The sequence below is a fragment of the Rubritalea tangerina genome, from assembly GCF_042683245.1.
Taxonomy (GTDB): domain Bacteria; phylum Verrucomicrobiota; class Verrucomicrobiia; order Verrucomicrobiales; family Akkermansiaceae; genus Rubritalea; species Rubritalea tangerina.
In genome coordinates this window covers 1-20,810 of the sequence record NZ_JBHUJB010000028.1, presented here as the reverse complement: position 1 = coordinate 20,810, position 20,810 = coordinate 1, and the positions used below count along the sequence as shown (strand labels likewise).

At 51.1% G+C, this 20,810-nt stretch carries 13 protein-coding genes and 1 tRNA gene; 11 read left to right on the top strand and 3 right to left on the bottom strand.

The window, feature by feature from the left end; translation table 11 throughout:
* The first annotated feature begins 43 nt into the window (after nt 1-43).
* Nucleotides 44-2,002 (top strand): M48 family metallopeptidase, encoded by a 1,959-nt coding sequence (locus ACFSW8_RS06330; protein ID WP_377086592.1) that lies wholly within the window; start codon nt 44-46, stop codon nt 2,000-2,002.
* 54 nt (nt 2,003-2,056) lie between these two features.
* Nucleotides 2,057-2,383 carry an MGMT family protein gene (locus ACFSW8_RS06325; protein WP_377086590.1) on the top strand — a complete coding sequence of 109 codons (327 nt, stop codon included), beginning with the start codon at nt 2,057-2,059 and terminating at the stop codon, nt 2,381-2,383.
* 12 nt (nt 2,384-2,395) lie between these two features.
* On the opposite strand, the gene metH is transcribed toward ACFSW8_RS06325, so the two are convergent.
* Complete coding sequence (metH, locus tag ACFSW8_RS06320; protein WP_377086589.1) at nt 2,396-6,241, bottom strand: methionine synthase; 3,846 nt, start codon at nt 6,239-6,241, stop codon at nt 2,396-2,398.
* 66 nt (nt 6,242-6,307) lie between these two features.
* Complete coding sequence (gene mgtE / locus ACFSW8_RS06315; RefSeq protein WP_377086587.1) at nt 6,308-7,696, bottom strand: magnesium transporter; 1,389 nt, start codon at nt 7,694-7,696, stop codon at nt 6,308-6,310.
* Nucleotides 7,697-7,817: 121 nt separating this feature from the next.
* Here mgtE and ACFSW8_RS06310 point away from each other — a divergent pair, with 121 nt between their 5' ends.
* From ACFSW8_RS06310 to recG, 9 genes are all read left to right on the top strand, one after another.
* On the top strand, nt 7,818-8,420 hold the full coding sequence (locus tag ACFSW8_RS06310) for a hypothetical protein (RefSeq protein ID WP_377086586.1): 603 nt from the start codon (nt 7,818-7,820) through the stop codon (nt 8,418-8,420).
* Between the two features lie 96 nt (nt 8,421-8,516).
* Nucleotides 8,517-8,592 (top strand) — tRNA-His (locus tag ACFSW8_RS06305).
* Nucleotides 8,593-8,753: 161 nt separating this feature from the next.
* Nucleotides 8,754-9,443 (top strand): ribonuclease III, encoded by a 690-nt coding sequence (rnc, locus tag ACFSW8_RS06300; protein WP_377086584.1) that lies wholly within the window; start codon nt 8,754-8,756, stop codon nt 9,441-9,443.
* A 310-nt stretch (nt 9,444-9,753) separates the two neighbouring features.
* Nucleotides 9,754-10,890, top strand: coding sequence for an acyl-CoA desaturase (locus ACFSW8_RS06295; RefSeq protein ID WP_377086580.1), 1,137 nt, complete (start codon nt 9,754-9,756; stop codon nt 10,888-10,890).
* Between the two features lie 148 nt (nt 10,891-11,038).
* Nucleotides 11,039-11,731, top strand: coding sequence for a thioredoxin family protein (locus tag ACFSW8_RS06290; protein WP_377086578.1), 693 nt, complete (start codon nt 11,039-11,041; stop codon nt 11,729-11,731).
* A gap of 176 nt (nt 11,732-11,907) precedes the next feature.
* On the top strand, nt 11,908-12,570 hold the full coding sequence (locus ACFSW8_RS06285; protein WP_377177750.1) for a thioredoxin family protein: 663 nt from the start codon (nt 11,908-11,910) through the stop codon (nt 12,568-12,570).
* Nucleotides 12,571-12,789: 219 nt separating this feature from the next.
* On the top strand, nt 12,790-15,543 hold the full coding sequence (gene ileS, locus ACFSW8_RS06280; RefSeq protein ID WP_377086573.1) for an isoleucine--tRNA ligase: 2,754 nt from the start codon (nt 12,790-12,792) through the stop codon (nt 15,541-15,543).
* A 154-nt stretch (nt 15,544-15,697) separates the two neighbouring features.
* On the top strand, nt 15,698-17,395 hold the full coding sequence (gene recJ, locus ACFSW8_RS06275) for a single-stranded-DNA-specific exonuclease RecJ (protein WP_377177748.1): 1,698 nt from the start codon (nt 15,698-15,700) through the stop codon (nt 17,393-17,395).
* 5 nt (nt 17,396-17,400) lie between these two features.
* Entirely contained in the window at nt 17,401-19,422 is a 2,022-nt protein-coding gene (gene recG / locus ACFSW8_RS06270) for an ATP-dependent DNA helicase RecG (protein WP_377086572.1), read from the top strand.
* Here recG and ACFSW8_RS06265 read toward each other — a convergent pair.
* Nucleotides 19,419-20,714 carry an aminopeptidase P N-terminal domain-containing protein gene (locus ACFSW8_RS06265; RefSeq protein ID WP_377091372.1) on the bottom strand — a complete coding sequence of 432 codons (1,296 nt, stop codon included), beginning with the start codon at nt 20,712-20,714 and terminating at the stop codon, nt 19,419-19,421. The two genes, recG and ACFSW8_RS06265, sit on opposite strands and share 4 nt — an antisense overlap.
* Between the last annotated feature and the right edge of the window lie 96 nt (nt 20,715-20,810).

Sequence of the window (20,810 nt, the reverse complement as noted above, 5' to 3'; positions counted from 1 at the left end):
GTCACGAGTTGCTGAGGGAGGGTGATAAAAAGTGGTTAGTTAGATGAATTTCTACGAAGCACAGGACGATGCACGGCGTAGGACTAAGTTGTTAGTCTTTTACTTTGTCATGGCTCTGATTGGAGTTGTGATGGCGATCTACACAATTTTGGGTCTTTTTTATATGACTCAGACGGTGAGTTATACCGATGGGGCTGGGAATCGTGTGGTGGAGACTGGAGCTTTTTGGGATTTGGAGCGGTTTGCCACGATAGCGATACTGACGACTGGGGTGATTTTGGCGGGTAATGCGTTCAAGTCATTACAGTTGAGTGGTGGAGGTTCTGTGGTGGCTCGTGATATGGGGGGGAGGCAGGTCGACCCACATACGACTGACACCGATGAGAGGAAGTTGATGAATGTGGTTGAGGAGATGGCGATAGCATCGGGGGTGCCGGTGCCGGAGGTTTGGGTGATGGATCACGAGCCTAGTATTAATGCCTTTGCTGCGGGTACTGAGCCGGGAAATGCGGTGATCGGCGTGACGCGTGGGTGTATTCAGCGTCTCACGCGCTCTGAGCTACAGGGGGTGATTGCACATGAGTTCAGCCATATTCTCAATGGGGATATGAAGCTGAACATGCGGTTGATTGGTTGGTTGTTTGGGATCATGATGTTATCCATCATTGGTCGTGAGTTACTGTTTCACATGCAATTCGTCAGAATTCGTGGAAGCCGGGAGAATAACAATGGGGCTTTAATTGGTTTGGTGGCGGCGATTGCCTTGCTTGTTGTGGGGGCCATAGGGGTATTTTTTGCACGGATGATTCAAGCAGCTATTTCTCGTCAGAGGGAGTATTTAGCAGATGCCTCAGCGGTGCAATTTACGCGTGATCCCAGCGGTATTGCGGGAGCATTGAAGAAGATTGGTGGCCAGGAGTATGGCTCGGAGGTGAAGGCGGGGAAGGCCTCAGAAGCTAGTCACATGTTTTTTGCTGATGGAGGGATGTTTTCGTATGGCTTTGCAACCCATCCACCATTGAAGGTGCGGATCAAAGCGATTGAGGGGGACTGGGATGGGAAATTTAAGCCCTCAGAAATTCCTGAGGTTGCGGCGCATGGGGGCTACTCCCAAGATAGTCGTATGAGTGGTTTTGCTGGTGGCGGGGAGAGTGCAACGCCTCCACCGGTGCCATCGAGCGTTGGGCGGGAAGAATGGGGGCAGTTAGGTGAGTCTAGTCAGACGCGGTTAGAGGTTGGGGCGAGCATTTTGCGCAGCATGGAAGATGAATGGATAGAAGCATGCCACGATCGTGATGAAGCGCAGGCTATGATTTTTGGATTGTTACTGGCTGTAGATCGCAAGCTAGTGGCGAAGGAGGTGAAGTTTTTGAAGAAGAAAATGGGTGAGGCTGCAGCGGAGCGTGCTCAGGTATGGAGTGGAGTGCTCTCGGAGCAACATTCCTCACAAAAAATCGCACTTGTGGATCTTTCCATTCCCACCTTACGCAAGCTCTCTCGGCCTGAGTACGAGCGGTTCATGCATGCTACTCAATGGTTGATGGCGAGTGATGGGCAGGTTGATATCTTTGAGTTTATGCTGCAAAAGGTGTTAGAAAACCATCTTTCGGTGCACTATGAAGGAACACGCTCTGAGAGGGTGCGCTATCATAAGTTAGGTCAGATTGTTTCAGAGTTGAACATTTTGGTTTCGACGATGGCAGGGATTGGCGCAGCAAACGCGCACGAGCTTCAAGAGGCTTATGGGCAGGCGGCAGATGCGTTAGCTGAGAAAGGAGCAAGATTGCCAGGCTTGTTGCCTGCTGAAGAATGTGGCTTGAATCTAGTGGATGAGGCGTTGAGCAAATTGGCGCAGTCGACTCCTGTGATGAAGCGGGATGTTCTATACGCATGTGGTTTAGCGGTGATGTCTGATGGCGAGTTGGGGAGTCAAGAGGTCGAGCTACTGCGAGCAGCTGCGGACACGGTGGGTGCTGCGATTCCACCATTTGTGAAAGTGTGAAGTGCGGCAGGGATTTTGGAGTGTGGTTAGGATCGTATTATGTTACGAGGGGGTATGAGGGTAGTGACAGCATTTGAACAGCAAGTATACGAAGCTATTTCAGCTATTCCCTGCGGGAAGGTGACGACGTATAAGTATCTAGCACAGCGCCTAGGGTGTGGATCTGCGCAAGCGGTGGGGCAGGCGCTGAAGCGCAATCCACACGCTCCACAGGTGCCCTGCCACCGGGTGATCAACAGCCAGTTAAAAATTGCTGGCTATATGGGGCAGGTATCGGGCGAGGAGGTGCAGCGGAAGATCGACTTGTTAGCTGCAGAGGGGGTAGAGTTCGACTCGGATGGCTATCTAGAAGATTGTTCGCTCGTCTTGGAGGAATGGTGAGCCTATTGTGGGTTAAGCATTATATCCTAGCCATGGGCCGAGCCATTTTTCAGCTTTTTCGATGCTCCACCCTTTGCGTTCTGCGTAGTCTTTGATTTGGTCTTCTTGGAGTTCACTGATAGCGAAGTAGTGAGACTCGGGGTGTGAGAAGAGGAGGCCGGAGACGGCGGCGCCTGGGTGCATAGCGCAGGACTCGGTGAGTTCTACGCCAGTGGCCTCGGAGGCGTTTAGCAGGCTAAAGAGGGTAGGTTTCTCGGTGTGATCTGGCTGGGCTGGGTAACCAGGAGCGGGGCGGATACCTCGGTAGAGTTCTTTAATGAGTTCGTTATGATTGAATTCATTTGGCCGTTCGTAGCCCCAGGCGACACGAGCTCGGTGGTGGAGGAGTTCGGCGAAGGCTTCCGCGAGGCGATCGGCAATAGCTTTGATCATGATTCCTTTATAGGGGTCGTGTTCAGCGGCTTCGACTTCTTTGGCCCATTCATCTGCACCATGGATGCCGACAACGAAGCCTCCAATGAAGTCATTGCCCTGTGGTGCGACGTAGTCACTGAGTGCGAAGTGGGGTTTGTCGGAAGTTTTTTCGATTTGCTGCCTGAGGGTGTGGAAGGTGGTGCTGAGTTCTGAGCGTGAATCATCGGTCCAGACCTTGATGTCATCGCCCTCAGAATTCGCGGGGAAGAAGCCGTAGATACCTCTGGCGGTGAAACGCTTATTGGCGATGATGTCTTCCAGGAGTTCTTGGGCGTCGTGGAAGAGTTCTTGGGCCTGTTTTGCGCCTTCTTGATTTTTAGTTTTGAGCGTTTTGGATTCACGGTCCCAGACGCCGCGGAGTTCCCATGCGTGGAAGAAGGGGGTCCAGTCGATGTACTCGGCGAGTTCACGGAGGGATTGGTTATCCATGACGCGGGTCCCGGTGAATTCTGGTTGAGCGGGGGCGTAAGCATTCCAATCAAAGGCGGGGTGATTTTCGCGCGCTTTATCAAGCGAGATGGTAGGTTTTGATTTTTTGTTAAAGTTATCGCGCAATTTTTGGTGTCGATCCTCGTTGTCAGCGATGAATTTTTCGCGGCCGTCCTCGGAGAGGAGAGTGGTGGTTACTGGGACTGAGCGTGAGGCGTCGAGTACGTGGACGATGGGACCTGAGTAGTGAGGGGCGATTTTGACAGCGGTGTGCGCAGCCGAGGTGGTGGCGCCACCGATGAGAACGGGGAGCTTCATTTCACGGCGTTCCATTTCTTTGGCGACATGAATCATCTCATCGAGTGATGGAGTGATGAGGCCGGAGAGGCCGATGATATCGCAGCCTTTTTCAGTGGCAACTTCAAGGATCTTATCGCAAGGGACCATGACGCCCATGTCGATGACTTCGAAGCCGTTACAAGCGAGTACGACGCCTACAATATTTTTTCCAATGTCGTGGACGTCACCTTTTACGGTGGCCATGACGACTCGTCCAGCGGTGGCTTCTTTTTCGGCTTTGATTTGAGCTTCGTTTTCGGAGAGTGATGGGTCTTCAGCCTGAAGTTCGGCGATGCGGCCGGCGAGCTTCTCAGCTTTTTCAGCCTCCATGTAGGGTTCGAGGTAGGCCACGGATTTTTTCATGACGCGGGCGGATTTCACCACTTGGGGGAGGAACATTTTGCCGGCGCCGAAGAGGTCACCGACGACGGACATGCCATCCATGAGTGGGCCTTCGATGACCTTGAGTGGGACATTGTACTTGTCGAGGGCTTCTTGGGTATCTTCGTTGATGAAGGTATCAATGCCTTTGAGCAAGGCGTGCTCGAGGCGTTTTTCGACTGGAGCTTCGCGCCATGAGAGGTCTTCAGCTTTAGCGGCTTTTTTGACTCCTTTGAATTGTTCTGCGAAGTCTAGCAGCCTCTCTGTGGCATCTGGGTCACGATTGAGCAGGACGTCTTCAACGTGTTGGAGCATTTTGGGTTCGATTTCATCGTAGACCTCGAGCATGCCTGCGTTAACGATTCCCATGTCCATGCCATTTTTACCAGCGTGGTAGAGGAAGGCCGCGTGCATGGCTTCTCGGACGGGGTTGTTTCCGCGGAAGGAGAAGGAAACGTTGGAGACGCCGCCTGACACTTTAGCGCCAGGGAGATTGTCTTTGATCCATTTGGTGGCGTTGAAGAAGTCGACTGCGTAGTTGTTGTGTTCTTCAATCCCGGTGGCTACGGTGAGGATGTTAGGGTCGAAGATGATATCTTGTGGATTGAAGCCTACTTCGTCCACGAGGATACGATAGGCACGTTCGCAGATGCGAATTTTGTCTTCATAGGTGGCGGCTTGGCCATTTTCATCGAAGGCCATGACGACAGCGGCGGCACCGAACTTCATGATGGTGCGTGCGTGCTTTTTGAAGATGTCTTCGCCTTCTTTGAGTGAGATTGAGTTGACGATACCTTTGCCTTGGAGGCATTTGAGGCCGGCTTCGATGATTTCCCATTTTGAGGAATCGACGGTGATGGGGACCTTCGTGATATCGGGCTCGGACTGTACGAGGTTGAGGAAGCGGGTCATCATATCGACGCCGTCGATGAGGCCGTCATCGAAGCAGATATCGATGACAGGTGCGCCATTATCGACTTGTTGGCGGGCGACACTGAGAGCGTCTTCAAGTTTTCCTTCTTGGATGAGTTTTCTGAAGCGTGGGGAGCCGGCGACGTTCGTGCGTTCACCGATCATGAGGAAGTTTTTATCGGCGGTGTGATTGTAGGGGTCGGTGCCAGCGAGTCGGAGCAGAGGCTCGATAGTGGGGAGTTCGCGTGGTTTGACATTTTTGACGGCCTCAGCGATTTCGGCGATATGGTCGGGGGTATTCCCGCAGCAGCCTCCAGCAAGGTTGATGAAGCCATCTTGTGCGAAGGCGTTGAGGCGATCATACATATCGCGGGGGCCGAGCGGGAAGCCGGTTTCTGAGAGCGCATCAGGCATGCCCGCATTGGGGTAGCAAGAGACGAAAGTTTCACAGACGCGGCTGAGTTCGCCGATGAACTCGCGCATTTGATCGGGGCCGAGTGAGCAATTTAGGCCTACTGCGAGTGGCTTGACATGGGCGACCGAGTTCCAGAGGGCCTCGACTTTTTGCGCTGAGATCATGGTCTCACCTCCGAGTCCGACAGCGGCCGAGATAATGATGGGGAGTTTGATTTTGTCTTCATCGAAGACATCTTGGATAGCGACGAGTGCGCATTTGGAGTTCAGGGCATCAAAGATGGTTTCGACCATGAGGATGTCGACTCCACCCTCAACGAGGGCGCGGACTTGGCGTTTGTAGTCTTCATAGACTTGGTCGAATGTGACGACGCGGAAGCCAGGGTCATCTGGGTCGACTGCTGAGTTGTTGAGGCCGACGGTCATGGGGCCAATGGCACCAGCGGCGTAGCGCTTGACGCCTGTTTTGGCTTCGACTTCATCACAGGCTTTACGGGCGAGTTTAGCGGACTCGACGTTGATTTCCCAGGCGAGGTCTTTGAGGAAGGGGTCATCGACAACTTTTTGGTAGAAGTCAGGGTCTTTACGGCCTTCACCTGTTTCGCGTGGGTCATCTACGAAGAATTCTGACTGGGCGATGGAGGTTCCGGAGAAGGAATTAGTTTCGATGATATCGGAGCCTGCATTAAGGAAGCGCAGGTGGATGTCATAGATGACATCTGGGCGAGTGATGCTGAGGATATCTCCGTTGTTGAGAATATCTTTTTCGACATTTTTGAAGCGTTCACCGCGGGCATCGTCTTCAGTGAGTCCGTAGCCTCGGATGGTGGTGCCCATGGCTCCATCGAGCATGAGGATACGATCATTGAGTGCTGCTGTGAGTTCTGCGGTTGCGTCAGATCGAGCCATGAAAAGTAAGAAGTAAGATCTTAGATGTGAGAAGTTTGCAGCTGTGCTGCGGTCCGTGAGGGGGACTTAAAGTCCTAGGAGCGCTTTTGCAACGAAGAAGTAAATGACCATGCCTGAGACATCGACGATAGTAGTGATCGCAGGAGCAGCAATCACAGCTGGGTCGATCTTCATGGCTCGAGCGCCGATGGGTAAGAGTGAGCCAACGAGTGTGGAGGAGGTGATTTGAATTGCGAGGGCGAGGGCGACCGCGATAGCGAATTTTGTGAAGCCAATTTCGGCGGGCATTTCACTGTAGAACATGGGGACTACAGTGACGGTGATGAGGGCCATTCCGAGGCCAAGGAGTGAACCAAGCATGAGTCCAAGGCGTAGTTCTTTCCAGGCAACTCGCATGATGGAGCCTTGGTCTAATTCACCGAGTGCCATAGCACGGATGACCATGGTGGAGGCTTGACCACCAGTATTTCCGCCAGCTGCAACGACCATAGGCAGGAAGAGTGAGAGGATGAAGAGTGAGCTGAGGACTCCTTCGAATTTAATCATGACCACGCCTGAGGCAATGGCAAGTATCGCGAGGCCGAAGAGCCAAGGGAAGCGACGGCGGAAGTGCGTCATCGTGGGGGTGTTGAGGTAGCTTTCCTCTGAACCTTCCCCAGTGAAACCGGCCATTTTTTCCATATCTTCGGTGGATTCTTCCTCCATGATTTCGACTGCGTCATCGTGGGTGATGATTCCTAGGATACGATTTTGTTCGTCGACGACAGGGAGCACGAAGAGGTCGTATTTGGAGACCATCTGTGCAGCTTCTTCCTGATCTGAAGAGGCTAGGATATAGCGCTTCACGGGGCGCATGATGTCGGCGATTTTTGTTTCCCAAGCATTGAAGGCTAGGTCGCGGAATCTGACGAAGCCGCAGAGTTTGTCTTTATCGTCGACGACGTAGACTCGGGCAAAGGACTCGGTTTCGTCACTTTCTTGGCGGAGGTGTTGGAGGGCTTGTTTGACACTCATGTCGGCTTGTATGCTGCCGAAGTGGGTGGTCATGCGTCCGCCGGCGGTATGTTCTCCATACTTTAGGAGGGACTTTGTGACTTCGATGTCGTCAGGTTCGACGAGTTCGAGGAGGCGTTCACGGGCGTCATCTGAAACGTCTTGGAGAAGGTCTACCCGGTCATCGTCTGAGACTTGGTCGAGAATTTCTCGTTGTTCGTCTGTGTCGAGGCGCTCCATGGTTTCCTCGACGAGGGTATCGGGGAGGTCGGTGATGACTTCCGCGAATTGTTCCATGTCGATATGGTCGGTGAAGAAGTCACGTTCTTCATCATTGAGTCCTTCGTAGATTTCGGCGAGGTCAGCGTAGTGGAGAGCATCCGCAGCTTTGAGGAAGCTAGCGGCGTCACGCTGTTCGATCGCTTCAAGAAGAAGCCGAGTGTTTTTGTTCTCCTCGCTCATGCCGCTCAGCCTAATGAGTGGGACCTAGAATGGAAGAGTGAAAATAGAAGATTTCGGGTGGAATGAGGGGGGGGTGATAGAACGCATTGACCTGAATTGATCAGTGAGTAAGTTAGGCTGCATGTCGCAGCAAGGAATGTCAGCCTACGAGCCAGAAGATGATTTAGCGCAGCCTCCAGCTTTGCCAGAGAAACGCGAAGGGATCACCAAGGTCTGGGGGATTTTACATATTATATTTGGAGGGCTCAGTTTGCTAGGTGGGGTGATGAAGTTATTTACGCAAGGGAGTTTAGTTCCGGGGGTAGAAGCTGAGTTTAAGAAGTCAGGTATGTTGGATGCGATGGATGAGGCCTCGTTGGAAGAGGCTTTATCAGGGGTGGAGGTGCCTAACTTGGTGTTAGGGTATTTGGATTATGGTGTGGGCTTACTCTTATTATTGGCAGGGGTAGGCTTGGTGCGGTATGCGCGCTGGGGGAGGATGTTGTCGAATGTGTACGTGGTGGCGAGTATTGCGGTGAAAGTGGTGAGTGGTTACGTCTTGATGGTGTTGGCGACTCCATTTTTTGAGTTCTTGGTAGCGAACGATGTGACTTTGGTGGAGGCTGGCTTCTCGGGGAGTCATGTGCAAATGGCGATGTTGTTAGCGTTAGTGGTGAGCTCTGTCTATGCGATTGCGACTCTGGTGGTTGTAAATTTATCTCGAGTGAAGCGATCATTGGCTTGAGTGGAGGTGTTGGAAAAAAGTAGAGAAAGCGATAAAAAAGATCTTGCCAAAACGTGTGCGATGCGTAGGTTCTCGCCCGCACCAGCAAACTAAATGGTGGCTGTAGCTCAGTTGGTAGAGCCCCGGATTGTGATTCCGGTTGTCGCGGGTTCGAGTCCCGTCAGTCACCCCATTTTAAATAAGAATTCTAGCGCCAGAGATGGCGCTTTTTTTGTTTTTGTCAATTGAGTGATTAAGCTTGGGTGATGACTTTTGTGGGGTGAGTAAAGCTTTTCACTTGCTAGAGTCGGTAGATGTTGCTCTGAATGCCTTCCTCTACTGGATTTAGACAGAATGGATTCACTTGAAGCTCTATTAGGATACAAGTTCCGCAACTCACTATTGTTGGCGGAGGCACTGACTCACCCCAGCTTGGCGTATGAGACGCAACGCCCGCATTTCGACAACCAACGCTTGGAGTTTTTGGGGGATGCAGTCTTGCAGTTGGCGCTCACGGACCATTTGTATCACTTATTTCCGGGCTTTACGGAGGGGGATTTGACAAAGATGCGTGCGCGCTTGGTTTCCAAGGAGGCTCTACACAATCTTTCTGCACATATCAAGCTGGGTGAGTACGTCTTGCTTGGTAGAGGTGAAGAAGCTAGTGGTGGGCGCGAGAGGGCTTCTACTTTGGCGGATGCTTTTGAGGCCTTATTGGGAGCTGTGTATTTGGATGGGGGATTTGATGCGGCACGTGATGTGGTGTTGAAAGTAGCAAAAACGGAGGTTGAGAAGATTTCGGCGAAGCCTGAGGAAAAGAATCCGAAGGGGAGGCTTCAGGAGGCTTTGCAGGCGATTTTACCTGAGAGTCCAGTCTACAAGGTGGTGAGTGAGGAAGGGCCTGATCACGATAAGCATTTTGTAGTAGAGGTGCATTGGAATGATAAAGTTTTAGCTAGTGGCAAAGGGCGTAACAAGAAACAGGCAGAAGCAGCGGCTGCGACTACGGCTTTGGAGAAGAAGCCTTGGGAAGAAGTGGTGTAGTATTTCTCACTTATGTGAGTAAGGGTTAGCGCTTATTTAGAGTTCTCTCGAAAATTTGGAGGAGAAAATTTTCGGGAGTTCGTAGCTGGGGAGAAAGAGGGAAAACCCTCGTGATCCCCTATTGTTACGGGATCTTCACGGATGGTATAAGGCGCGCATTTTGTGGCATATCCTACGCATATTATGGCAAAGATCTGGGGAGAAGTGTGATTTTGTTGGCTATTTGTGAAAGCTGGGGTTACGTCAGGTCGTCTCACTTGCGGAGCGTGGCTTCCCAAGTTGTAGAGGCGCAACAGAGTTACAGAGAATTATGTTTAACGACTTCCCATTTCACCGCGTAAACTGGAAAACTAGCCTTTTCCTGATCTTTACGACATTGATAGCCATCGTCGGCACTCCTTGGTATTTTATGGCTTATGACTTGTCTGCTGGTGAGTTATTGTTCCAGCTTGGTTTCTGCTTTTTCTTTTGTTTTGCGACCATCATGAGTATCACATTGGGCTACCATCGATTGTTTTCGCATCTTTCCTTCAAGGCTAAATGGCCAGTGAAGTTGGTCACTCTATTGTTTGGGGCGGCATCTTTTGAGAATTCAGCTTTGAGTTGGGCGTCTGACCACCGCCACCACCACAAGCATGTGGATCATGATGGTGATCCGTATGATATTTCAAAGGGCTTTTTCTACGCGCACGTTGGGTGGTTGCTTTTCAAGTTGGACCCGATGCCGTTGCAGAACAATGTGGGCGATTTGAAGAAGGACCGATTGGTGATGTGGCAAGACAAGTGGGTGCATTTGATTGGCTTGATTGTCGGCTTGATTATCCCTCCGCTCATTGGTTACGCCCTTTACGGAGTTCAGGGAGCTATCGGTTGTTTGATTCTCACTGGTTTTTTACGCATTGTGATCGTGATGCACTGCACCTTCTTTATTAACTCTTTGTGTCACACAATTGGTAAGCAGCCGTATAACTCAGGAAATTCTGCAAGAGATTCTGCGATCATGGCGCTCTTCACCTGTGGTGAGGGCTATCACAATTACCATCACGCATTCCAGCATGACTACCGTAATGGTGTGAAGCCATGGCAATTTGACCCAACTAAGTGGATGATCTGGATTCTCGCTAAATTAGGCTTGGTGAGCAATTTGCGCCGTGTGCCACAAGAGAAGATCCTGTTGGCTGAAATGCGTGAAGCTCAGCGTTTGCTGGAGCAGAAACGTGTAAAAGCTGGGATTGACCAGGCTGAAGAATCTTGTCCATTGCGCCAGCGTGCTGAAGAGATCTTAGAAGGTTTTTCCACTACTATTACCGAACGCTACAGCCAAGTTGAAGAGGCTTTGGCCTCTAAGGTTGAGTTGTCTAAAGCTAAGCTGATTGAGATTGAGTCTGACATTCACAACGTGGTGAAGAAGATCAGCAAGTTCAAACCTTCGCTTGCAGGAAAGTAAAGAAAGCTTAATTGATTTTATGAAAGGCCTGAAGTTGTGAGACTTCAGGCCTTTTGCTTTATGGGTATTGCATTCAAGGGGGAGGTAGAGTGGATCTAGCAGAAACTGATTGAGGTGGATGTTGTATCTGGGTTAGGGTTTATGGGTTATGTGGAAAAAAGCATTACCCCCAAGTGTTGGACTCCTCTTTCTTATCGGTGCCATTTCATGTGACCAGGTAGGGAGTTTAGTTTCGGAAGTAACTGGTGACAATCTGCCGAAGGAGAGGCGTGCTGGCATTAAGCGAGTACATAAAGCATCTGCAGATGATTTAAGGGTTTGGTTAGCTGAGCCGAATGTGTTGGTGGTCTTGGATTTTTACAGTGACACTTGTCCTCCTTGTAAGGCCATGGACCCAGCCTTAGACAAGATGGCTGAGAAGTATGCGGATAAGTCGGCGATCATGAAATTGAATGTTGGCAAGCCTGGTGAGTTGGCGACGATTGCCATGAATGAGTACAAGATCAGTGAGACCCCGGTGCTTAAGTTTTATCTGAATGGTGAGGAGGTAAAGGAGATGAGAGGGATTCAGACCGAGGAGGATCTTGATCTGGCATTTAATAAGTACACGAGTAAGATCAAGGGTGAGTTTACGATGCGGGAGGGTGAGTTACCAGGCATGAAGGTGCAGCGGACAGTGGAGGAGATGATGGTGCGAACCAAGAAGGGGGAGTTGCCCAAAGGCTTTGTCAGAGCCAAGGTGCCTGAGGAAGCAGACGATGTAACAAAAGGCCTGCCTGATAATGTGCTCTCAGCAGGTCCTCCACCTGCGCCGACAATTCCCAACCCTCCAGCTCAATAGGCTAAGGGTGGTAATAGATGAAGAAATGTGCTGCGTTTGCTTGTTTTAAACGAGCGCGTGATTGTCAGGATTTGGGTTAAATCACAGCTTTAGCATTGTCGCTTGGTTGGATTTAGTCTAGATCAGGTACCGTTATGTGGAGAAAAGCCATAATTTCGGGTATCGGGCTGACAAGCTTGATCACTTTGGTATCCTGCGATCAGGTGGAATCACTTGTTTCTGAGGTGGTTGGTGAGGTTGGTCCTAGTGAGCGGAGAGCGGGAATAAAGAAGGTGCACTCGGCGAGTGTTGAGGATGTGAAGACTTGGTTAGCCGAGCCGAACGTTCTTGTGGTGTTGGAATTTCATAGTGCAACGAGTGCGGGGAGTCTGGCATTGAGCCCTCGATTGGATGCGATGGCGGAACGTTATGCTGACACGGCGGCCATCATGCGTGTGGAAGTAGGAAAGCCAGGTGATGAGGCAACCATGGCGATGAATGAGTACAATGTGGATGAGACTCCTACGCTGAAATTTTTTCTTAATGGCGAAGAGGTGGATGAGCTGAAAGGGGCAAAGTCTGAGTCTGAGCTTGATGAGATCTTTGCACGTCACACTTCAGGGATAGACACTGCGTTGACTTTGAGGGAGGGGGAGTTACCTGGAACTCGTTCACAGCGCACCGTTGAAGATATGATGGTGAGGCGCAAGAAGGGAGATTTACCCAGTGGGATCACTCGGGTGAAGGTTCCTGAGGATGCGAGAACTTTAGAAGGGAAGTCTGCGGCGAATGTGTTGACTCAGCCGGCGGTTCCCAAGGAAATGCAGCAGGTCAACAAGGTGAAGTCTGGAGGTGGATGAGCCCCTCGTTCTTCCAAGAAAACAATGACCTCGACTGAGCGCGCAAGAGCCATTTCGCTAGGTAAGCTCAAATCTGGATGAGGGAAGTAAGTTTTCGGAAAATGGAGAAGGTCGGTCGGCCTTCTCCATTTTCATTTCTGGGCATGGGCATATTTGGAAGAATGCGCGATTGACCCTAAGGGCATTGCTGTCTAGCGTCCGCCGAATTTATTTAATCACATGAGCAAGGACGCCCAAAACTACAAAGACAGCTTGAGCCTGCCACAGACTACGTTCCCAATGCGTGGGGACTTGGTGAAGCGTGAGCCTCAACGCCTCGAACAATGGGAATCTAACGATCTATACCAGCGAATTCAGAAGCGTCGCATAGATCAAAATGCTCCTCGTTACATTTTGCACGATGGACCTCCGTTCGCCAACGGTGACGTGCACATGGGGACTGCGCTCAACAAAGTGCTTAAGGACCTCGTATTGAAATCCAAGACCATGGCGGGATTTGAAACTCCGTACATCCCGGGATGGGACTGCCACGGGCTTCCGATCGAATTCAAAGTGGTGCAGAACGCACAAGGTCTTGAGCCCGCTGAGATCCGCCGCCGTTGTGTGGATTTCGCGAAAGGCTGGATTGACACCCAGAAAGCTTCTTTCCGCCGTCTCGGTGTGCTAGGTGACTGGGAGAACCCCTATCTTACGATGGATGCAGCCTACGAGGCAGACATCGTTCGCACTTTTTCCGCACTCATCAAGCGTGGCAATGTTTATCAATCCAAGAAGCCAGTTCAGTGGTCCTACGGAGCGCAGACAGCGCTTGCGGAAGCGGAGGTCGAGTACATGGACAAGAAGTCGATCTCGCTCTACGTGGAGTTTCCACTTCTCTCCGATAAGTTCGGCGAGGGTACTTCCATGGTGATCTGGACGACCACTCCATGGACGCTTCCAGCGAACCTTGGTGTGGCGACGCATCCACTCTTCGACTACGTGGTTGGTCGTTTTGAAAAGGTCAAGCAGGTCAAAGATCAGCCAGACGAACTCATTTCTAAGCGTCTCGTGATCGCGAAAGAGCTTCTCGAAGCGTTCGAGGCAAAGACTGGTTTCGTTCTCAAGGAAATCTACGAGGAAGTGAAAGGAGATGCATTCGAAGGACTCGAAGCGCAGCACCCGTTCCTCGATCGCACTTCTAAGCTCATCAACGCGAACTTCGTCACAACCGAAACTGGTACAGGAGCAGTGCATATTGCTCCAGGTCATGGTGCAGACGATTACACGGCAGGTCAGCAAAATGGTCTCGGCGTGCTTTCACCAGTAGACGATGAAGGCAAGTACACCGAAGAGGTGGGCATGCCAGAGATGGTTGGCGAGCATGTCTTCGATTGTAATGTTCCGATCATCAAGATTCTAGCTGGCAAAGGTTTCCTTCTTGGTAAAGAAACCATCGCACACAGCTACCCTCATTGTTGGCGCTCCAAGACTCCCATTATCTTCCGTGCTGTTGAGCAGTTCTTCATCTCACTCGAAGGACTTCGCGATAAGGCGCTTGAAGAAATTGACAAAGTGAACTGGCTTCCAAAGTGGGGTCGCAACCGCATTTACGGTACTGTGGAAGCGCGTCCAGATTGGTGTGTTTCCCGCCAGCGTACTTGGGGGGTTCCTGTGCCGGTGTTCTTCGATACTGAAGGTAAGGCTGTGATTGACTCTGAAACTGCAGATAAGATTGCTGACCTCATTGAAGAAGAAGGTTCGAACATCTGGTTCGAGCTCACTGACGAACAACTCTGTGAGCGCCTCGGTCTCCCAGCGGGCTACAAGAAATGTCGCGACACACTTGACGTGTGGATCGACTCAGGTTCTTCATCCGTTGCAGTTGTGGATCGCCGTCCTGAACTTGAAGGTCCGGCTGATCTTTACCTCGAGGCTACTGACCAGCACCGTGGTTGGTTCCAGTCATCCCTTATGCTTTCAGTGGGCGTGCGAGATGCCGCTCCATACAAGTCCGTGCTTACTCATGGCTTCGTTGTGGACAAGGACAAGAAGGGCAAGCTCTCCAAGTCCGAAGCTGAGAAAAGTGGTAAGCCGATCGATGCTGCACACTACTACAACAAGTACGGTGCGGATATCGTGCGTCTCTGGGTTTCCAGTGTCGACTGGCAGACTGAGGTGCCATTCGGTGAAGATCTTTTCAAGCAGATCGCTGAACCGTATCGCCGTCTTCGTAATACCCTCCGTATCCTCCTTGGTAACATGGATGGGTTCAATGTGGAGACAGACGCTGTTGCTAAGGCCGACATGCCACTCCTCGACCAGTGGGTGCTTGAGCGCCTCAATGAGGTGATCAAAGAATGTCGCTCCGCCTACGAGTCATTCGAATTCCGCAAGGTGTTCAACCAGATCAACCAGTTCTGTGCGACTGACCTTTCTGCGATCTACATCGATGTGACCAAGGACCGCATGTACTGCGATGCGAAGGACAGCGTGCGCCGTCGTTCCACACAAACTGTGATGCACGAGGTGTTCACCGCTCTCGCGAAACTTCTCGCGCCCATTCTTGCCTACACAGCAGACGAAGCATGGGAGCATGCAGGTTTCTCAGGTTCCGTACACGAACAAGACTTCCCAGAAATTAAAGATGAGTGGGCTGCATCTGAAGTTTCTACCAAGGTGGCAGCCCTTCTCGAAGCACGTAGCGTGATTCAGACTGCAATTGAAGAAAAGGTGCAGGCGAAGGTCTTCAACAAGAATAACGAAGCGGCTGTGCTCGTGAGTGTTCCTGCGGACTTCGTTGCTCTCGATGAGCTCAAGGATCGCGAATTTGCGACTGAGTTCTTTATCCTCGCTGACCTCAAGGTGCAGGAAGGTGCTGAGCTCACTGCTGAAGCAAGTGCAACTGAGTACACTATGTGTCCACGCTGCCGCAGCTACGAGCCGCTTCTCGAAAGTGGTCTTTGTGAGCGCTGCGATGCAGTGGTGAATAATTAAGTTGTTAGGTAGTAAGATCTGACTTTTTTAGGAATGCCGGGCGTGTGCTCGGCATTTCTTTTTTGTGAATGGATCTTGATGGAGGAGGTTTTCTGCAGCTTTTGGAAAGAGTACTTGAGCTTGTGATGTGGCCTGCCTAGCTTGGGTGGTGAAGATGCACGAGGAGCCTAAACAATGGATAGTCAAAGAGGATCCACCGGATGCCACTATGAGTGTGGGGCGCCTTCCAAGCATTTTGCTGAAGTTGTTAGGTCAGCGTGGGGTGAGTGGGCGTGACGCGATTGAGTCGTTTTTGAATCCTAGGTTAAAGGATTTGAGTGATCCCTATCAGCTGCCGCATATGGAGCAGGCGGTTGAACGAATATTTGAAGCAGTGGACCGTGGGGAGAAGGTTTTAGTCTATGGTGACTATGATGTGGATGGTGTGACCTCCGTTGCGCTGATGCGTACTGTTTTGGAGGCGTATGGGGTGGATGTGAATATTTATATCCCGAAGCGTGGTGAGGAAGGTTACGGGCTGAGCGAGGCGGCGATTGAGAATTTACTAAAGGATTTTGGGAAGCCAGATTTAGTCATCACGGTGGATTGTGGGACTGCTTCTCTGGATGAGATTGCCCAACTAGGAGAGATAGGGGTGGATGTGATTGTGGTGGATCACCATGAATTATCTGCGCGAGGGTGTCCAGATTGTGTCGCAGTGGTGAACCCCAAACTAGGAGACGCCTTTCATTATCTTTGTGCAGCCGGTGTGGTTTTCAAATTAGCGCATGCTTTGCTGAAGAGGCGACGGGTGAAGGGGTTTGACCTGCGGGATTATATCGACATGGTGGCTGTGGCGACGGTGGCTGATATTGTGCCTTTGGTAGAAGAGAATCGTTTGTTAGTACGCCATGGGCTAAAACGATTGCCGCACACTGAGAACGCTGGGCTTCAGGCTTTACAGCAGGTTGCTGGATTGAGTGGATCGGTGACGAGTATGGATGTGGGGTTTCGCATTGGGCCTAGGATCAATGCCGCAGGGAGGATGGACAGGCCTGAGGATGCGCTATCGCTCTTGGTGGAGAAGGACTATGATGCGGCCAGGTGCCTTGCTGATATGTTAGATGAGTACAACCGGCAGAGGCAAACTCATGAGAAGCAGATTCGCGATGAGGCGATGCGGATGGTGGAAGAGCAGTGTGATGCTAAGAACGATCCGGTCATTGTGTTAGGTTCGAGAAATTGGCACCCTGGAGTTGTGGGTATTGTGGCTTCTCGGTTGATGCGTCAATTTTACAAGCCGACTTTTGTGGTGTCGATTGATGAAGAAGGAGTAGGTAAGGGGAGTGGGCGCAGTGTCGAGGGGGTATCTTTAGTGGGGGCAATTCAGGCATGTCCGGATGATTTGATAGCGGGGGGAGGGCATGACATGGCGGCAGGGTTGAGTATTCGCGAAGAGAAGATTTCTGATTTTCGGAAGCATTTTGCTGAGTACGTGGTGGAGACAACGAGCCCTGAGCAACGCGCTCCGAGGATGCATGTGGATGCGGAGATTGATTTTGATGAGCTCTCGTTAGAGTTCATGGATAGTTATGATTTATTACAACCCTTTGGCAGTCAGAATCCTCAGCCAGTGTTTATGAGTCGTGATGTCTGGCTTACTGAAGCTCCGAGGCATTTAAAGAATAACCATCTAAAGTTATTTTTACGGCAGGGGATATGTGAGCACGACGCTATCTTCTTTGGTGGTGGGGAGAGGAGTTTGCCGGATCCACCATGGGACGTCGCCTTTACTATTGATCGCAACACCTTCAGGGGGAGGACGAGTTTGCAGATGGTGATTCAGGACGTGCGAGCTGCGCAAAAAATTTAGTGGTCATGGGCATCGACGCGAGAGCTGAGTTGTTGAATGTGGGGGGAGTTTCGGCCAAGGAGATTATGGCATTGAATGCTGCTGGGATGAGTACTGTGCAGCAAGTGTTAGATTATTTTCCAAGGCGTTATGAAGACCGGCGGCGCTTTGAGGCATTTCCAGCACAGGCGACTGGTGCGGCGATGTGTTTACGGGGGATGGTGATTGATTGCCAGCGGAAGGGATTTGGAAGGCGTTCATTTTTTGAGGTAGTGGTGAGGTCGGCTTCTGAATTTTCGGATGAGACGATCAGCTTGAGGTGGTTTAACATGCCATACATCTCGAAGATGTTAGCAGTGGGGCATGAGCTGGTATTTTATGGGAAGCCGAAGGAGAGTAGTGGGAGGCTAGTGATCGATCATCCTGATTTTGAGATTCTCAATGACATGGTTGATGCCTCTGTGCATGTGGAAAGGATTGTGCCTGTGTATAAGAATGTGGCGGGGGTGCATCAACGGAGGTTGAGAGAGATCATCTACAAGTTTCGCAATGAGGTAGATGGTGAGACATTGACTGAGCTTTACCCAGTGGATGAGACGTATCCGAGAATTGAGGCATACCGGGAGGTTCATTTTCCAGATTCTATGGAGCAAGCTGCGGCAGCGAAGCGGTACTTTGCATTGGAGGAATTTTTTATTCTTCAGCTCAATGTTGCATGGCGCAAGAGTCGGTATGATGCACAGCGTGGTAGAGAAATGGGTAAGAAGACGCAGTTGCTGACTGAGTTTTACCGTAGTTTGCCATTTGATCTTACGGGGGCGCAAAAGCGATCGGTGAAGGAGATTGTGAGCGATATGCGGGCCCCGCGGCCGATGCATAGGATGTTACAGGGTGATGTGGGGGCGGGGAAAACATTTGTGGCGATGTGTGCAGCCTTGTTAGCTATTGAGAGTGGTGCCCAGGTGGCGCTGATGGCACCGACGCAAATCTTGGCGGAGCAACACTATCTCACATTTCGTAAATGGTTAGAGCCCTTGGGGGGGCATGTTGGGTTGCGGACATCCTCGCGCAAGGAGGATGTTTTGCTGGAGGGAAATGGGGTGCAACTTCTGATTGGGACGCATGCTTTGCTGTATGATGATGAGGCGTTTGAAGATTTGGGGTTAGTCATCATTGATGAGCAGCACAAGTTTGGTGTGGAGCAGCGAAGTCGGCTGATTCAGCAAGGTGTGATGCCTGATGTGTTAGTAATGACAGCGACACCCATTCCTAGGACCTTGACGTTGACTATTTACGGAGATTTGGAGGTGTCAGTGTTAGATGAACGACCAGCTGGAAGGGGGAAAGTGGTAACGGGGGTACGTGCGAAAGCAAAGGTAAGTGATGTTACAAAATTTGTGAAGCAGCAGCTCAGTGAGGGAAGGCAAGCGTACTTGGTTTATCCACTTGTTGAGGAGAGCAGTGCGCTCAATGCTGAGGCTGCGACTGTGGAGTATGAGAAGTGGCAGAAGCGTCTCAAGGGGCATGAAGTTGGTTTGCTACATGGCAAGTTGAGTGCTGAGGATAAAGAGCGCGTGATGTGTGATTTTAGAGATGCGAAGCTGGATGTTTTAGTTTCAACCACGGTAATTGAGGTGGGGGTGGATGTTCCGAATGCGAATCTCATGGTGATTTATAATGCTGAGAGGTTTGGTTTATCTCAGTTGCATCAATTACGAGGGAGGATTGGTCGAGGGGAGCACAAGAGTTATTGTGTGTTACTCACGGATGGAAAGAGCAGCGAAGGGTTGGAGAAGCTCAAGGTGATGGAGGGTACCGATGATGGTTTCAAGATTGCTGAAGCCGATTTGACTTTGCGCGGCCCGGGGGATGTCTTAGGGACGCAGCAATCCGGCTTAGCGGATCTGCGCTTTATTGAATTTTTGGCGGATACGGAATTAGTGCGGGAGGCACGGCGATTGGCAGACGCGGTATTACACGAACATCCGACTCTAGCGGCCTATCCGGAGCTGCTAGAGCGGATGGTTGATGATGGGGTGCGCGCTTAATTTTGCTGAGCCATTAGGGCTTCAATTTCGTCGGCTTCGATGGGGATATTGCGCATGAGGTCGAAGTTATCATCTTCGCGGATGAGGACGTCATTCTCGATTCGGCAGCCGAGGTTTTCTTCACGAATATAGATGCCAGGCTCGATGGTGAAGACTTGGCCGACGGCGAATGGGGCGTCTGGTGGGCTGACGTCGTGGACATCGAGACCGAGGTGGTGCGAGGTGCCGTGCATGAAGTACTTCTTCACGAGTGGTTTTGAGTCATCTTGCTTTTTCGCCTCTTCTGGATCGATGAGTTGAAGACTGATGAGTGCATCTTCCATGAATTCTAGCACTTGTTTTTGGTACTCACTGGGTTTGAGGCCAGGGCGCAAGATGCCATTCGCTTGGCGCATGACTTTGAGGACAGCGTTGTATACTGCGCGTTGGCGCTTGGTGAACTTGCCGTTGACTGGGACCGTGCGAGTCATGTCTGCATTCCAGTTTGCGTATTCGGCTCCTACGTCCATGAGGACGAGGTCACCATCTTGTAGGCGGTGGTGGTTATCTACGTAGTGGAGAACACAGGCGTTATGTCCGCCGCCGATAATTGGTGTGTACGCGTGGCCCTTGGAACCGTGGATAAGGAACTCGTGGGTGAACGCTGCTTCGACTTCCCATTCACCGACTCCAGGTTTGATGAGTTGGAGTGCACGGCGGAAGCCAGATTCTGTGATGTCACATGCTTTTTGAAGGATATCAATTTCTTCTGGTTGCTTTGTGATGCGCAGTTCGTGCATGAGGGGAGCGAGTCGCTCGTATTTATGGAGTGGGTATGCGGTTTTGCATTTTTTGATGAAGCGGTCGTTGCGCGTTTCTACGGAGACGTCAGCTCGAAGGTGCTCGTTGGTTGCGAGGTAAATGTGTTCAGCTTGCTGGACGAGGTTATGAAAGGTGGAATCGAAGGTGTCAGTCCACTGGATGTTTGCGATGCCTGAGATTTCGGTAGCTTTTTCTTTGGTATATTTTTCTCCCTCCCAGATTGCGATGTGCTCATTTGTCTCACGTACGAAGAGGATTTCTTTCTGCTTTTCGTTTGGGGCGTCAGGGAAAAGGAGGAGAATAGTTTCTTCCTGATCGGCACCGGTGAGGTGGATCATGTTTGAGTTTTGGACAAAAGGCATGACTCCGTCTGCGCATGTAGGCATGACATCATTGGAGTGGAGTACAACAATGCTGTTAGGTTTCAGGAGTTTTGTGAGGCGCTCGCGGTTGCGGATAAAAAGTTTTGGGTCGATGGGTTCGTAACGCATAGCCAGATAGGAGCGCGAAATGAGGAGGTCTGCAAGCGGCAATCCCTAGCAAGGTGGGAAAATAGAGTGTCCGCTGAAAAATCGGGGGGTGGGGGG

Coding starts and splice junctions, on each gene's coding strand:
- recJ (WP_377177748.1), top strand. CDS start 15,698: ATGCACGAGGAGCCTAAACAATGGATAGTCAAAGAGGATCCACCGGAT.
- ACFSW8_RS06310 (WP_377086586.1), top strand. CDS start 7,818: ATGTCGCAGCAAGGAATGTCAGCCTACGAGCCAGAAGATGATTTAGCG.
- mgtE (WP_377086587.1), bottom strand. CDS start 7,696: ATGAGCGAGGAGAACAAAAACACTCGGCTTCTTCTTGAAGCGATCGAA.
- ileS (WP_377086573.1), top strand. CDS start 12,790: ATGAGCAAGGACGCCCAAAACTACAAAGACAGCTTGAGCCTGCCACAG.
- ACFSW8_RS06265 (WP_377091372.1), bottom strand. CDS start 20,714: ATGCGTTACGAACCCATCGACCCAAAACTTTTTATCCGCAACCGCGAG.
- rnc (WP_377086584.1), top strand. CDS start 8,754: ATGGATTCACTTGAAGCTCTATTAGGATACAAGTTCCGCAACTCACTA.
- recG (WP_377086572.1), top strand. CDS start 17,401: ATGGGCATCGACGCGAGAGCTGAGTTGTTGAATGTGGGGGGAGTTTCG.
- ACFSW8_RS06325 (WP_377086590.1), top strand. CDS start 2,057: ATGAGGGTAGTGACAGCATTTGAACAGCAAGTATACGAAGCTATTTCA.
- ACFSW8_RS06330 (WP_377086592.1), top strand. CDS start 44: ATGAATTTCTACGAAGCACAGGACGATGCACGGCGTAGGACTAAGTTG.
- metH (WP_377086589.1), bottom strand. CDS start 6,241: ATGGCTCGATCTGACGCAACCGCAGAACTCACAGCAGCACTCAATGAT.
- ACFSW8_RS06295 (WP_377086580.1), top strand. CDS start 9,754: ATGTTTAACGACTTCCCATTTCACCGCGTAAACTGGAAAACTAGCCTT.
- ACFSW8_RS06290 (WP_377086578.1), top strand. CDS start 11,039: ATGTGGAAAAAAGCATTACCCCCAAGTGTTGGACTCCTCTTTCTTATC.